Consider the following 14,176-nt stretch of genomic DNA (forward strand, 5'->3'; position numbering starts at 1 on the left):
GTCCGTCGACGTTTCGCTCTTTCGCACCCCCCTCTGTCCTGCCGGACATCTCCCCCTCAAGGGGGGAGATTCGCAGCTTCGGCGCCACCGCCAATCTCCCCCCTTGAGGGGGAGATGTCCGGCAGGACAGAGGGGGGTGACTTGGCGATATGGATGGGTGCGATAAATGCTCTACCGCACCGCCGGCCAGTTCAAGACGTCCTACCGCGCCGATCATGCGCTGTTTCCGGTCAAGCAGGATGCGTGGCTGCTCGGTTTCATCCTGCTGCTCGCCTTCGTCGTCTTTCCGATGACAGCCGACGAATTCGTCTTCCGCGCGCTGCTGACGCCGGTGCTGATCTATGCGCTGGCGGCGCTCGGGCTGAACATTCTCACCGGCTATGCAGGGCAATTGTCGCTCGGCACGGGAGCCTTCATGGGCGTCGGCGCCTATGCCTGCTACAAGCTGACGACCATTTTTCCCGGCCTCAATCTCATAGTAGCAATCCTGCTGTCGGGTTTCTTCTCGGCGGCCATCGGCGTCGCCTTCGGCCTGCCGTCGCTCCGCATCAAGGGGTTTTACCTCGCCATCGCGACGCTCGCCGCGCAGTTCTTCCTGGTTTGGCTGTTCGAGAAATGGTCGTGGCTCTATAACGACAATTCCTCGGGCGCGATCCAGGTGCCGACCATCTCGATCTTTGGTCATCCGGTTGCAGGACCGAACGCCACGGCAATCGTGCAATATTACGTGGTACTGGTGATCGTGGCTGGCATCACCTGGATGGCGATCAATATCACGCGCGGACGGATCGGGCGGATGTGGAAGGCGGTGCGCGACATGGATATCGCCGCCGAGCTCGTCGGCATCAATCTGATGAAGGCAAAGCTCTCGGCCTTCGCCGTGTCGTCCTACATCGTCGGTGTCGCCGGCGCGCTGTTCGTGTTCCTGTGGCGCGGCGCGGCGGAGCCTGTTGCCTTCGACATTCCGCTGTCCTTCCGCGTGCTCTTCATCGCCATCATCGGCGGGCTGGGTTCGGTGCTCGGCAATTATCTCGGCGCGATCCTGATCGTGGCGCTGCCGGTGATCATCAGCGGGCTGCCGGCGGCGGTCGGCCTGCCGCTGAGCTCGGCGACGGTCGAACACCTGAACACCATGACGATCGGCGCGCTGATCATCCTGTTCCTGATCGTCGAGCCGCACGGGCTGGCGCGCTTCTGGGCAATCATCCGGGAAAAGCTCATCATGTGGCCTTTTCCGCATTAGGGTTTTGCGAATAGCGGCCGCCGGGCCGCTTTTGCGGCGGGGCGACCCGCCGGCGGGTACGAGAAACGCAACTGGAGGAACCGCATGAAACGCCTGATCTCAACGATGCTCCTCGCGGGCAGCCTGTCCGCGGGGCTGGCCGGCCAGGCTCTGGCCGAGGACGTCATCAACGTCACGAACCTGTCCTACCGCACCGGGCCTTTCGCGGCGACTGGAACGCCTGTCATGAACGGCCAGCGCGACTACATGACGATGCTCAACGAGCGCGACGGCGGCTTGAACGGCGTCAAGATCAAATATGACGAGTGCGAAACCGGCTACAACACCGAAAAGGGCGCCGAGTGCTACGAGAAGACCAAGAGCATCAGCGTCGTGACCCAGCCCTGGTCGACGGGCATCACGCTGCAGGTGCTGCCGAAATCCAATGTCGACAAGGTGCCGATCCTGGCGCCCGGCTACGGTTTTTCGCCGATGACCGACGGAAAGGTTTTCCAGTGGGCGTTCAACCCGCCGGCGACCTATTGGGACGGCGCGTCCATGATCCTGAAGAACATCTCCGAGGGCAATCTGGAAAGCCTTAAGGGCAAGAAGATCGTGCTGCTGCACCTCGACGCGCCCTACGGCAAGGAACCGATCCCGCTGCTGCACGCCTATGCCGAGAAATACGGTTTTACCCTGCTGCCGATACCGGTCGGGCTGAAGGAGATGCAAAACCAGTCGGCGCAGTGGCTGCAGATCCGCCGCGAGCGGCCCGATTTCGTGCTGATGTGGGGCTGGGGCGCCATGAATGCCGGCGCGCTGGCCGAGGCGGCCAAGACGAAGTTCCCGATGGACAAGTTTGTCGGCATCTGGTGGTCGGGCAGCGACGCCGATCTGAAGACCATCGGCGAGGCCGGCAAGGGCTACCGCTCGCTGTCCTGGAGCTTTCCGGTCTCCGATTCCAAGGTGATGAAGGACATCAAGCAGTTGGTCGTGGAGGCCGGCAAGTCGATGCTGCCGCGCGAGGAATTCGACTACGTCTTCTATCAGCGCGGGGTGGTGATCTCGATGTTCGTGACCGAGGGCATCAAGGCGGCGCAGAAACATTTCGACACCAAGGTGGTGACGCCCGAGCAACTGCGCTGGGGTTTCGAGAATTTGAAGCTGGACGAGGCCTATCTGAAGGAGATCGGCATGGAAGGCATGGTGCCGCCGTTCTCGACCTCCTGCGGCAATCATGCCGGCCATTCCGGCGCCTGGATGCTGCAATGGGACGGGGCGAAGTTCGTGAAGGTGTCGGACCGGCTGGAGGCCGACCAGGGTATGATCGAGCCGCTGGTGCTTGAGGGGGCGAAGAAATATGCCGAGTCCAACGCGCCCTGGCCGATCAACGAAGCGTGCAAGTAGCGCTGCGTCTCCCTCCCCCTTGAGGGGAGGGTGCCGAGCGAAGCGAGGCGGGTGGGGTAACCTCAACCGCTTCGACCTTCAAAAAGAGGCGTTGGAGCATTGCTGAGATGACCCCACCCGGCCGCTTCGCGGCCACCCTCCCCTCAAGGGGGAGGGAAACGCCGGAGCCCCGCATGACTGATCCGTCTCCTTCCTCGCCCGCCATCCTCTCGGTGAACAACATCGAGGTGATCTACGATCACGTCATCCTGGTGCTGAAAGGCGTGTCGCTGTCGGTGCCGACGGGCGGCATCACCGCGCTGCTGGGCGCCAACGGCGCCGGCAAGACCACGACGCTGAAGGCGATCTCCAACCTGCTGCGCGGCGAGCGCGGCGAGGTGATCAAGGGTACCATCGTCTTCGCCGGTGAAGAGGTGCAGGCCCGCTCGCCCAACGAACTGGTGCGGCGCGGCTGCATCCAGGTGATGGAGGGCCGCCACTGCTTCGCCCATCTGTCGGTCGAGGACAATCTTATGACCGGCGCGTTCACGCGGCGCGACGGCAACGCCGCGATCCGCGCCGATCTCGACCTGGTCTACGGGTATTTTCCGCGGTTGAAGGTGCGGCGGACCAGCCAGGCGGGCTACACTTCGGGTGGCGAGCAGCAGATGACGGCGATCGGCCGGGCGCTGATGAGCCGGCCAAAAATGATCCTGCTCGACGAGCCGTCGATGGGGCTGGCGCCGCAACTGGTCGAGGAAATCTTCGAGATCGTGAGAAAGCTCAACGAGGAGCAGGGTGTGTCCTTCCTGCTCGCCGAGCAGAACACCAACATCGCGCTGCGTTATGCGAAATACGGCTACATCCTCGAATCCGGCCGCATCGTGCTCGACGGCGCGGCGTCGGCGCTCAGACAGAACGAGGACGTCAAGGAGTTTTATCTCGGCGTCGGCGGCGAAGGGCGCAAATCGTTCCGCGACGTGAAGCATTACAAGCGCAGGAAGCGGTGGCTGTCTTAGGCCTACAGGCCGGATGCATGGGACTTTTGAGAGAGCGACTTCGATTTTCAAGAAAATTGCGTCGCTCTTGTCGCAGCCGCGGGCCCAATCGAAGCATTGCCCTCGCGGCATGATTTCGCTATGTGCCAAAACACGATCTTCGGAGGGACCCGCATGGCCGACCACACCCCGACCGGACCGCTCGAGCTGGGCGCCGAGATGGAATATTCCGAGCACGAGAACACCTACCGGATGTTCGTGCAATTGGCGAAGTGGGGTACGATCATTTGTGCCGCGCTGCTGGTGGCCATGGCCTTCGGGTTTTTTGTCGGCGGCTTCTTCTCCGGGCTGATCCTGTTCATTGTTGTCGTGGCCGGCGGCGGATACGTTCTGCGCGACATGCCCGCGCATATTACCTGACGGAAGCATCCCGCCTGGCGATTTCGTTCCGTGGCCGACAGGTTTCGGCCGCGCGGGAGAGTGCAACGTTCCAACCGGAGGGAAATAGGCGGTGGGACAGGTCATATTCATACCCAGGGAAGTCGATGCCGGCGAGACACGCGTCGGCGGCTCGCCGGAGACGGTGAAGCGTCTTGCCGGGCTGGGTTTCGAGGTCGTGGTCGAGGCGGGCGCGGGTCTGGGCTCGCGCATCGTCGATGCGGATTTCGCCGCGGCGGGCGCGACCATCGGCAAGGCGTCCGACGCCGGCCGGGCGGACGTGGTGCTGAAGGTACGCCGCCCGACGGCCGCCGAACTCAAAGGCTACAAGGCAGGCGCGGCGGTCCTTGCGATCATGGATCCCTATGGCAATGACGCCGCACTTGCCGACATGGCGCGCGCCGGCGTGACCGGCTTCGCCATGGAACTGATGCCGCGCATCACCCGTGCGCAGGTGATGGACGTGCTGTCGTCGCAGGCGAATCTCGCCGGCTACCAGGCGGTGATCGATGGTGCTGCCGAATACGACCGGGCGCTGCCGATGATGATGACGGCGGCCGGCACCGTGCCGGCGGCGAAGGTCTTCATCATGGGCGTCGGCGTCGCCGGCCTGCAGGCGATCGCTACGGCGCGGCGGCTGGGCGCCATCGTGACGGCGACCGACGTGCGCCCGGCGGTGAAGGAGCAGGTCGCCTCGCTGGGTGCAAAGTTCCTGGCGGTCGAGGACGAGGAATTCAAGGCGGCCGAGACGGCGGGCGGCTACGCCAAGGAAATGTCCAAGGAATATCAGGCCAAGCAGGCTGCGCTGACCGCCGACCACATCGCCAAGCAGGACATCGTGATCACCACCGCGCTGATCCCCGGACGCCCGGCGCCGAAGCTGGTGTCGGCGGCGATGGTGGCTTCCATGAAAGCGGGGTCGGTGATCGTCGATCTCGCGGTCGAGCGCGGCGGCAATGTCGAGGGCGCGGTGGCGGGCCAGGTCGTGACCACCGACAATGGCGTGAAGATCGTCGGCCATCTGAACGTGCCCGGCCGCGTCGCCGCCTCGGCCTCGCTGCTCTATGCGAAGAACCTGTTCGCATTCCTGGAGACGATGGTCGACAAGGCAGCGAAGCAGATCGCCATCAAGCGCGACGACGAGCTGGCCAAGGCAACCATGCTGACCGACGGCGGCAACGTCGTGCATCCGAATTTTGCGGCTGCGGCGGCACTTGTCACGGCGGAGCCGGCCAAGCCTGCCGCCGCGGCGGCCGAAGGCCCGGCCCGCCATGTCGAGCCTGTCGAACCGTCGAAACCGAAGGTCGTCAGGAAAAAGGGCGCGGGCGCAGCGCCGGCTGAAGGTCCGTACAGGCACGTCGAGGCGCCCGAGCCGGCGGCCAAACCCGCGGGCCGCAGGAAATCCGCCAAGAAGACCCAGGGAGACGCATGATGGAACAGTCGGCGCTTCAGCAGGCTCTCGACCAACTCGACAAGGCGACCGAGGCGGTCAAGCTCGCGGTTCAGGATCTGGCCAACGCTCCGGCCGCCGCCGATGCGGCGGGCGACGCGGCGCACGCGCTGTCGGGCGGAGCGATCGATCCCTTCGTCTTCCGCTTCGCCATCTTCGTGCTGGCAATCTTCGTCGGCTACTATGTGGTCTGGTCGGTGACGCCGGCCCTGCATACGCCGCTGATGGCGGTCACCAATGCGATCTCTTCGGTCATCGTGGTCGGCGCGCTGCTGGCGGTCGGTATCTCGGCCTCCGGTGCTGCCACCGGCTTCGGCTTCGTGGCGCTGGCGCTCGCTTCCGTGAACATCTTCGGTGGGTTCCTGGTCACCCAGCGCATGCTCGCCATGTACAAGAAGAAAGAGAGCGCCAAGTAGGTCGCCCCACAAATGACGACGATCAAGCGGCTCATTGCCTTTATATCGGCGGTAATCTTTGCCGGTGGCGTCGTTTTCGCGCGTCCGCTGACTGATTCGGAACACCGTCAGCTCGCCGATACAGTTGCCGCTTTCAATGCGGGAACGCGCGATGCGGATTACTCAATAGTGACCAAGACCATTCCGCCGAAGGTCGTCGCGTATCTAGCAAGCACAGCCGGCATTGAGGTCGAGGCGCTGAACAAGTTGATGATCGAGCAACTGACCACTGCTCTTGCGGGGATCAAGCTTGAGTCTTTCAGCATGGATCTTGCCAATGCTCTCCAGCGAGAACTGCCGACCGGGGAACCGTACGTGCTGATCCCCACGGTGACGATCATGGACGCAGGCGAAACTGGCAGGTTTAGGGCGACTTCGCAGACGCTTGCCCTTCTCGATGAAGGCGCCTGGTATCTACTTCGTGTCAACGATGCGCAGCAGGTTGTGATTATGCGCCAGGTTTATCCGCAGTTCATTGGTGTCGAATTTGATGGCGGGTCGGTGGAGGCCTTAAAGTAGCATGAACGCCAACCTCGCTTCCTTCCTCTATCTCGTTTCCGGCATCCTGTTCATCCTGGCGCTGCGCGGCCTGTCGCATCCGACCACCAGCCGGCAGGGCAATCTTTACGGCATGGTCGGCATGGCCATCGCCATCGTCACGACGCTATTCCTTGCGGCGCCTTCGGGCGGCAAGTGGCTGCTGATCGCCGTCGGCCTCGCCATAGGCGGCGGCGTCGGCGCCTACACGGCGCGGCGCATCGCCATGACGGCTATGCCGCAACTCGTTGCCGCGTTCCATTCGCTCGTCGGCCTTGCCGCCGTCATGGTCGCTGCCGCCGCCATCTACGCGCCGGAGAGTTTCGGGATCGGCAGGGTCGGCGACATCCACAGCCAGGCGCTGGTGGAGATGAGCCTTGGCGTCGCCATCGGCGCCATCACCTTCACCGGCTCGGTCATCGCCTTCCTGAAACTCGACGGCCGCATGTCGGGCAAGCCGATCATGCTGCCGATGCGGCATCTCATCAACATCCTGCTTGGCGCGGCTTTGGTCGTGCTGATCGTCATGCTGGTGACCACCGAAAGCACGACGATCTTCTGGCTGATCGTTGTCGCATCTCTGGCGCTCGGCGTGCTGCTCATCATCCCGATCGGCGGCGCCGACATGCCGGTGGTGGTGTCGATGCTGAACAGCTATTCGGGCTGGGCGGCGGCGGCACTTGGCTTCACGCTGGGCAATCTGGCGCTGATCATCACCGGTGCGCTGGTAGGCTCGTCCGGTGCGATCCTCAGCTACATCATGTGCAAGGGCATGAACCGGAGCTTCATCTCGGTCATCCTCGGCGGTTTCGGCGGCGAGACGGCGGCGGCCAGCGACGACGGCATCGAGCGCACGGTCAAGCAGGGCTCGGCCGACGACGCCGCCTTCCTGATGATGAACGCGCAGAAGGTGATCATCGTCCCGGGCTACGGCATGGCGGTGGCGCAGGCCCAGCATGCGCTGCGCGAGATGGCCGACAAGCTGAAGGCGCATGGCGTCGAGGTGAAGTATGCGATTCACCCGGTTGCAGGCCGTATGCCCGGCCACATGAACGTGCTCTTGGCCGAGGCCAACGTGCCCTATGACGAGGTGTTCGAGCTGGAGGACATCAACTCCGAGTTCGCGCAGGCCGACGTCGCCTATGTCATCGGCGCCAACGACGTGACCAACCCTTCGGCACGCGACGACAAGAACTCGCCGATCTATGGCATGCCGATCCTCGACGTCGACAAGGCCCGCACCTGCCTGTTCGTCAAGCGTTCGCTCGGCTCGGGATACGCCGGCATCGACAACACGCTGTTCTACAAGGACGGCACCATGATGCTGCTCGGCGACGCCAAGAAGATGACCGAGGAAATCGTCAAGGCGATGGATCATTGAGCGGTTGCCAAGCCGCAAACAGTCCGAGCCCGGCCATCGCGCCGGGCTTTTTGTTGGGCATAGCCACCTCAACGTTGCCCGCGGTTCACGGCGGATATACATATTGTGTTCGTATATCCAATGGAGCGTTGCGATGAAGGTTGCGAAATGGGGCAACAGCCTTGCAGTGCGCATTCCGGCCGCCGTCGTCGAAGCGCTCGACCTGAAAGAGGGAGATGAGATCGAACTTCGCGCCCGAGCAGGGGAGCAATTCGAGATATTGAAAGCGCCGTCCCGCGAAGACTTGATCAAGCGCCTGCGGGCCTATCGCGGCTGGCTTCCTGCAGATTTCAAGTTCGACCGTGATGAGGCCAATGAGCGGTAGTTTCTTCGACACGAATGTCCTGCTCGGTTTGGCGTTCCGGGAGGAGCGAGACACTTCGAAGGTGCTTGGTCTTCTAGCCGCAGGCGGGATGATCAGCGTCCAGGTTCTGAACGAGATCGCCAATGTTTCCCGCAAGAAACATCTGAAACCCTGGACGGAAATCAAAGACTTTCTGGAACTCATTCGCGGATTTCTTGCCGTGGTCCCGGTAACGGTCGAGATACACGAACAAGGTCTCAAACTCGCCGCGAAGCATGGCTTCTCGACCTACGATGCGATGATCGTCGCAGCCGCGCTTCTGAACGGCTGCGAGACTTTGTGGTCCGAGGACATGCATCACGGGATGGTAGTCGAGGGACAGCTCCGGATCGCCAACCCGTTCAGTGGGTAAGGGCCGGGCAAGCCCTACCGCTGCGCCTCCGTCGCCATCCTGACGGCGAAGCCGGCGAGGACCGTACCCATCAGCCAGCGCTGCAGCGTCATCCAGAAGGGATTGCGGCCGAGAAACAGGCTGATCGAGCATGCGCCGAGCACGATCATTGTGTTGACGGTGACGCTGGTCATGACCTGCGTTGCGCCGAGCAGCAGCGATTGGCCGAAAACGTCGCCGCGCGAGGGATCGATGAATTGCGGCAGCAGCGACAGGTAGAACACCGCAATCTTCGGGTTGAGCAGGGCCGTCAGGAAACCCATGAGGAACAGTTTTCGCGGACGGTCCTTCGGCAGGTCGCGGACGCGGAACGGCGACCGGCCGCCGGGGCGCACCGCCTGCCAGGCGAGCCACAGGAGATAGGCGGCGCCGGCGAGGCGCAGCACGTCGTAGGCATAGGGCACGGCAAACAGCAGCGCGGTGATGCCGAAGGCGGCGCAGAGCATGTAGATGACAAGGCCGAGCGCGACGCCGCCGAGCGAGATCAGTCCCGCCCTCGGCCCCTGGCCGATCGATCGCGAGACCAGGTAGATCATGTTCGGGCCGGGTGTCAGCACCATGCCGATGGCAATCAGGATGAAGGCGAGCAGGTTTGTCGGTTCGGACATGCTTTGAGCTTTCAGGATCAGGCGTTGGACGTGGGCGGCAGCCGCCAGGCGGCAATGCAACCCAGCAATGCGAGCGGCAGGAAGGCGAGGAAGAGCCAGGCCGCGACATTGGCTTCGGCCTCGCCGGAAAGTCCCTGCGAGAAGCCGCCGGCATTGGCGACGATGCCGCAGCTTGCCGCGCCGACGGCGTAGCCGATGCGCTGCATCGTCGGCACGGCGGAGGACGCGACGGTCTGCTCGGCCGCCGGCGCCGAGGCGACGATGATGCGGGTGACGAACGGCCAGGCGATGCCGAAGCCGCCGCCCTGCAGGACCGCGCAGGCAAGGATCAGCGGGATGTTGCCGGCGGGGACCGTCCAGGCGAAGCCGGCGACGCCGCCGGCGATCATAAGCGCGCCGGCAAGCACGAGGGAGCGCTCGCGCCGCGGCGGGGCGTTGGCGACCATGATCGACAGGATCGACCAGGCGATCGATTCGGCGGCGATGATGTAGCCCGTCGTCAGCACGGATATGCCGTGCAGGCTGGTCAGCAGCAGGGGTCCGTAGACGCCGAAGGAGCAGGTGGCGATCGAGAAGGTGGCGACCATGACCAGGCCGTTGCCGAGCGGCGTCCTGAGGTCGAAGGGCCGCGACGGGAACAGCCGCGCCGCCGGCAGTTTTGCATCGAGCATGAAGAATACAGCGATGCCGGCCAGTCCAGCAGCCAGCAGCAACGACGAGCGCAGCGGCTCCACCCTTACGCCGGCCAGCGCGATCAGCACCACGCTGGCCGCCATGACGGCAAGCGCCGCGACCGGGAAGCGCGGCAGCGCCGCGCCGTCCGAGCGCCGCCGGGTCGCCGCGGGGCCGCGCAGCACGAAAAGGCTGGCAAGTGCCGCGACCAGTCCGCCGATGACGAACACGCCAAAGGCCCAGCGCCAGGACAGGTGCTCGGAGAGCAATGCGCCCAGCATCGGGCCGCTGAAGGCGGCGACCCCCCAGATCGCGGAAATGACGCCGAAAAGCTGCGGCCAGATTTTTTTGGGGAACAGGCGCTCTACCGAGACGAAGGCCAGCGACACCAGCGCGCCGCCGCCAAGCCCCTCGACGATGCGGCCACCGAGGAACACCGGCATGGACGGCGCGGCCGCGCAGATCAGCGCGCCGGCGGAATAGAGGAGGGCGGCGACGACCATGTTGGTGCGCAGCGAGACGTAGCTGGTCATGCGCCCGGCCGCCGCGCCGGCGGTGATCGCGCCGATCTCGTAGACGGCCAGCGACCAGCCGACGAGTTCCACGCCCGAGAGGTCGCCGACCATGGCCGGCATGACGGTCGCCACCATCGTCTCGTTGGTGGCATGCAGCAGGATGCCAAGACAAATGAAGCAGAAGCGGGCGAGGTCGCCGCTCGCCCACATGACCCGCCAGTCCACCCGAACCGTTGTGCTTTCCGCCACGTCCTACTCCCTGTCAGCGCGTCCCGCGACGCGATGGCGGGGGTGATAGGACCTCAACCGGAGTTGAGGTCAAGAGGCTGGAAAGCCTGTCGATTGGGGCAGGGCGGGGCGGGACCAAGCAGGTTCGACGGGACTTACCAATTGGTGGGCAACGGCATTTTCCGACAGCAGGGATCGTCGCCGCGCCGCGAAAAATCCGCGCCGGCCGTCGATGCCTGCGTTTGCGGCGTCGGGCGGTATGGCGTCATGACGTGTCGGCAGGTTCCAGCGCCCACATGGCAAGTCCGTGGACGACGTCCAAGACCTCGTGGACGTCATGGGCGGGCTTTCGGCTCCAGCCGGGCGGCCGGCCGGGTTTCAGCGGACTGAGGCGGATCCAATTCGCGCGGCGACCTTTGCTGTGCGAACTGGCCGCGTCGCGCCGTCGGGTTTGTGCACCTGCTTTGCTTGCATCCCTGTCTCGGGCGAGTGCCGCGTCGCGCCGTGCCTTCCAGCGGGCAAAACGTTTTGCCTGGCCCGGCAGGTCGTCCAGCGCGGCAGCCAGCGCTTGCAGTCGGAGCGCCAGACGCGCCGCGTTTATAGGATCGCGAGGCGATGGCGGTCGCGGGAAGGAAGATGGATCGGCGACGCCGGGAAACAGAATGCGCGGCACGCTGTGCGCGGGCTGATAGCGGCGCTGGACGCGGAACGGGTCTCGCAGCGGATCGAGCAGCGGCAGGCTGAGCCGTTTCGGGCGGGCGGCGCGGATTTCCGCGGCCCGCCTGGCCGCTGCGGCACGCCTGAGATCGTCGCGCGACAGGGTGACGGCGATGCCGAAGCCGCGCAGCAGCGGTTCAGGGTTTTTCGGTTTCGGTTTTCGCGGGCGCTGCGGCGGCAAGGTCACCACCAGCCCGCGCGCCGCCACGATGATCAGCCTTCGCGCTGCTGCTTCGGCTGGGCGCAGCAGTCTGAGAACGGCGCGGTGGAGGCGGCGAGGGAGGGTCAGTGCCGGGGACAGTTTTTTTTCCGCCCGCGCCCGCCTTGAAGCGGCAGCGCCTTGCTGCGGAAACAAAAAAAACGGTCCCCCAGCACCAGGCTCACCGGCGCCAGGCTCACCGGCGCCAAGCTCCCCGGCGCCATGCCCGGCACCGGTAGCCATTCCGGCCTCAGCGCCAAGCTTGACACCGCCGCTCAGCCCGGCCATGGCGACGAGCATGGCGAGGATACGCTTCAGCGCCTCCCGGTTCTTGTCGATTGCCGCATTCCAGTCCATCGCCAGCACAGCCGCTTCCTTTCCCGACACGGGCGGCGAGGATTATCGCGCGGGTCGGGAGGGGCGGGGAAAGGTTTCGGGAAAATAATGCTGATGGATGCCGATAACGACCCGCCAGGGGAGAGCGATCCCGGGGAAACGGCAGCAAGCAAGTGCCGGGGAAGTTTGGCTTTTCCGTCCAGCGTGACCTCCGGGCTGCCACGGCGCCTTCTGGCGAAAGAAAATAAGGGCTCCGCTTTTTGTTCCCCGTAAAGCATCGTGTTGTACGGACGCATTTCGGGATGTTGGACGGACCCGTGCAATTTCGGGTCTGTCGGACAGTCGCATCCCGCGTTGCACTCCATCGCATGAGCCGGCTGCCGGCGAAGCCGGTTCAATTGCAAGGTCGCCCTCGGCGAAGCCTGCCGATGGCGGCCTGACCGCCGTAGCCCTTTCCCTAAAGGTTCGCCGCCGGGAAGCCAGCGCTCGGCCATTGCGCCTAACCCCTTGAAATCGTGCTTGGGCAAACCGGCGGTGGATAGCGGACTTGCCCCGCTGCCGCCCTATTGATCGCGAATCCTGTCCGACTGTATGCATTCCATCCGCGGAAGGGGTTAGGAGGTTGCGTTGCGTCGGACCATTCGGATTGCCCTTCTCGCTATTCCCTTTGCCTGCCTTGCCGCCTGTGTCGGGGAGGGCGATGCGGGGTCCACGCATGCCACGGCTGAGCCGTCCGGCCGGCCCGGCGTCACCAACTATCGCTGCGGTGAGGATGGCTCGATCACGGTCGAGAACCGCTCCAGCGAGGTGGTCCTGACTGACACGACCGGCGAGGCGGTGACCTTGCCCGCCGCGCCCGCCGAACAGCGCTCGCGCTACGGCATTCCCGGCTATGCGCTGGTGCTGGAAGGGGATAACGCGCTTTTCGTCAAGGGCGGCAAGCCCATGGACTGCGCCCGCTAAAGCATGCCGCACCCAACCGGCCTCATTCTGCCGGTGCCGGTCTGGGCCAAATCCATCGGGGCTTCGTCTTGTCCGGGCCACCAGCCCGGCCCTGCGACGAAGTCCTCGGCCTTGTCCCAAACCCTCACCGGCGGAATGAGGCCGGCGACACGCTTCCGCTTTGCCGGCATCGGAAACAGGCCGCCCCCGAAAAGGTTTTTTCGCGCCTGGCTCAAAGGCTGGCCGACGACGATTCAGCCGACAGTCACGGGCCCCCAATCGTCTCCAACAGCTTCAAACGATTGAAGTGCAGCGCACGCGGCGATTGCTCATTCTTCTTGACTAAAGCCGCGCAGGGCAACGGTTTTTTGACCTTTGACGCGGTGCAAAAAGCGCATTAAGTAGCCATCGTCCAGTCGCATCCGGATACGGTCCAAGTCGTTCCGGCGACGGACGGGCGACGAAGACAAGGGGCAGCCATGAGCCAATCACCAGCCACCCGCCAAACCCCGCGCGCCCGGCCACTCTCGCCGCATCTCAGCATCTACCGCCCGCCCATCACCATGACGATGTCGATCATCCATCGTATCACCGGCGGCGCGCTGTATTTCGGCACGCTGCTGGTCGCCTGGTGGCTGATCGCGGCGTCGACCTCGCAAAGCTATTTCGATTTCGTCGACGGCATCTTCGGCTCCTGGCTCGGGCGCCTCGTGCTGTTCGGCTACACCTGGGCGCTGATGCACCACATGATGGGCGGCATCCGCCATCTGGTCTGGGACACCGGCGCCGGGCTGGAGAAGCATACGGCGTCGAAGGTCGCCTGGGCGACGCTGGCCGCTTCGGTCGTGCTGACGCTGGCAATCTGGATCGGTGGCTATCTGGCGCGGGGAGCCTGACCATGAGCGGCGGCAACAAGGACATGCGCACCGCGCTCGGAAAAGTCCGCGGACTTGGATCGGCGCGCGAAGGCACTGAGCATTTCTGGAGGCAGCGGCTGACGGCTGTAGGCAACATCCCGCTGACCCTGTTCTTCGTCGGCCTGCTGGTGGCACTGAACGGCGCCGGCTTCGACGAGACCCGCGCCGTGCTCGCCAGCCCGTTCGTGGCGCTGGTGCTGCTGCTTTTCGTGATCTCCGGCCTCTACCACATGCGCTTGGGCATGCAGGTGATCATCGAGGACTATATCCACGGTGAGGGCATGAAGCTCGCGCTGCTGCTCGCCAACACCTTCTTCACTATCGCGGTCGGGGTGTTCACCGGCTTCGCTCTGCTCAAAATGGCGTTCGGGGGCTGATCCA

16 protein-coding genes are annotated in these 14,176 nt (G+C 64.4%); 13 read left to right on the forward strand and 3 right to left on the reverse strand.

Annotation, left to right across the window (positions count from 1 at the left end; genetic code table 11):
* Positions 1 to 166 precede the first annotated feature (166 nt).
* The 10 genes from ABMA59_RS16010 (at position 167) to ABMA59_RS16055 (ending at position 8,622) form a co-directional block, all read left to right on the forward strand.
* The gene (locus tag ABMA59_RS16010; RefSeq protein WP_349006361.1) at positions 167 to 1,243 is read left to right on the forward strand and encodes a branched-chain amino acid ABC transporter permease; all 1,077 of its coding nucleotides are present in this window, start codon (positions 167 to 169) and stop codon (positions 1,241 to 1,243) included.
* 84 nt (positions 1,244 to 1,327) lie between these two features.
* Complete coding sequence (locus ABMA59_RS16015; protein ID WP_349006362.1) at positions 1,328 to 2,629, forward strand: ABC transporter substrate-binding protein; 1,302 nt, start codon at positions 1,328 to 1,330, stop codon at positions 2,627 to 2,629.
* Between the two features lie 173 nt (positions 2,630 to 2,802).
* Positions 2,803 to 3,627: an ABC transporter ATP-binding protein gene (locus ABMA59_RS16020; protein WP_349006363.1), complete on the forward strand. Its 825-nt coding sequence runs from the start codon at positions 2,803 to 2,805 to the stop codon at positions 3,625 to 3,627.
* 153 nt (positions 3,628 to 3,780) lie between these two features.
* Positions 3,781 to 4,026, forward strand: a complete 246-nt coding sequence (locus ABMA59_RS16025) for an aa3-type cytochrome c oxidase subunit IV (protein WP_349006364.1) — start codon at positions 3,781 to 3,783, stop codon at positions 4,024 to 4,026.
* Between the two features lie 91 nt (positions 4,027 to 4,117).
* Positions 4,118 to 5,476: a Re/Si-specific NAD(P)(+) transhydrogenase subunit alpha gene (locus tag ABMA59_RS16030; protein ID WP_349006365.1), complete on the forward strand. Its 1,359-nt coding sequence runs from the start codon at positions 4,118 to 4,120 to the stop codon at positions 5,474 to 5,476.
* On the forward strand, positions 5,476 to 5,910 hold the full coding sequence (locus ABMA59_RS16035; protein ID WP_349006366.1) for an NAD(P) transhydrogenase subunit alpha part 2: 435 nt from the start codon (positions 5,476 to 5,478) through the stop codon (positions 5,908 to 5,910). Before ABMA59_RS16030 ends, ABMA59_RS16035 begins: the two co-directional genes overlap by 1 nt.
* A 12-nt stretch (positions 5,911 to 5,922) precedes the next feature.
* The gene (locus ABMA59_RS16040; protein WP_349006367.1) at positions 5,923 to 6,468 is read left to right on the forward strand and encodes a hypothetical protein; all 546 of its coding nucleotides are present in this window, start codon (positions 5,923 to 5,925) and stop codon (positions 6,466 to 6,468) included.
* A gap of 1 nt (position 6,469) precedes the next feature.
* Complete coding sequence (locus tag ABMA59_RS16045; RefSeq protein ID WP_349006368.1) at positions 6,470 to 7,867, forward strand: NAD(P)(+) transhydrogenase (Re/Si-specific) subunit beta; 1,398 nt, start codon at positions 6,470 to 6,472, stop codon at positions 7,865 to 7,867.
* Positions 7,868 to 8,000: 133 nt separating this feature from the next.
* Positions 8,001 to 8,231 (forward strand): AbrB/MazE/SpoVT family DNA-binding domain-containing protein, encoded by a 231-nt coding sequence (locus ABMA59_RS16050; protein WP_349006369.1) that lies wholly within the window; start codon positions 8,001 to 8,003, stop codon positions 8,229 to 8,231.
* Positions 8,221 to 8,622: a PIN domain-containing protein gene (locus ABMA59_RS16055; RefSeq protein ID WP_349006370.1), complete on the forward strand. Its 402-nt coding sequence runs from the start codon at positions 8,221 to 8,223 to the stop codon at positions 8,620 to 8,622. The genes ABMA59_RS16050 and ABMA59_RS16055 overlap by 11 nt, the downstream gene beginning before the upstream one ends.
* A gap of 14 nt (positions 8,623 to 8,636) precedes the next feature.
* Here ABMA59_RS16055 and ABMA59_RS16060 read toward each other — a convergent pair whose 3' ends face one another.
* From ABMA59_RS16060 to ABMA59_RS16070, 3 genes are all read right to left on the reverse strand, one after another.
* Positions 8,637 to 9,269 (reverse strand): LysE family translocator, encoded by a 633-nt coding sequence (locus ABMA59_RS16060; protein ID WP_349006371.1) that lies wholly within the window; start codon positions 9,267 to 9,269, stop codon positions 8,637 to 8,639.
* 17 nt (positions 9,270 to 9,286) lie between these two features.
* A complete protein-coding gene (locus ABMA59_RS16065) occupies positions 9,287 to 10,666 on the reverse strand; it encodes an MFS transporter (protein ID WP_425475926.1) in 1,380 nt (459 codons plus the stop codon).
* Between the two features lie 283 nt (positions 10,667 to 10,949).
* Positions 10,950 to 11,957 carry a hypothetical protein gene (locus ABMA59_RS16070; protein ID WP_349006410.1) on the reverse strand — a complete coding sequence of 336 codons (1,008 nt, stop codon included), beginning with the start codon at positions 11,955 to 11,957 and terminating at the stop codon, positions 10,950 to 10,952.
* 606 nt (positions 11,958 to 12,563) lie between these two features.
* Here ABMA59_RS16070 and ABMA59_RS16075 point away from each other — a divergent pair.
* The 3 genes from ABMA59_RS16075 (at position 12,564) to sdhD (ending at position 14,172) form a co-directional block, all read left to right on the forward strand.
* Positions 12,564 to 12,899 (forward strand): hypothetical protein, encoded by a 336-nt coding sequence (locus ABMA59_RS16075; RefSeq protein ID WP_349006373.1) that lies wholly within the window; start codon positions 12,564 to 12,566, stop codon positions 12,897 to 12,899.
* Between the two features lie 458 nt (positions 12,900 to 13,357).
* Positions 13,358 to 13,774 (forward strand): succinate dehydrogenase, cytochrome b556 subunit, encoded by a 417-nt coding sequence (gene sdhC / locus ABMA59_RS16080; protein WP_349006374.1) that lies wholly within the window; start codon positions 13,358 to 13,360, stop codon positions 13,772 to 13,774.
* A gap of 2 nt (positions 13,775 to 13,776) precedes the next feature.
* Complete coding sequence (gene sdhD, locus ABMA59_RS16085; RefSeq protein WP_349006375.1) at positions 13,777 to 14,172, forward strand: succinate dehydrogenase, hydrophobic membrane anchor protein; 396 nt, start codon at positions 13,777 to 13,779, stop codon at positions 14,170 to 14,172.
* Positions 14,173 to 14,176: the final 4 nt, after the last annotated feature.

Source organism: Mesorhizobium yinganensis (genome assembly GCF_040081985.1).
GTDB lineage: Bacteria > Pseudomonadota > Alphaproteobacteria > Rhizobiales > Rhizobiaceae > Kumtagia > Kumtagia yinganensis.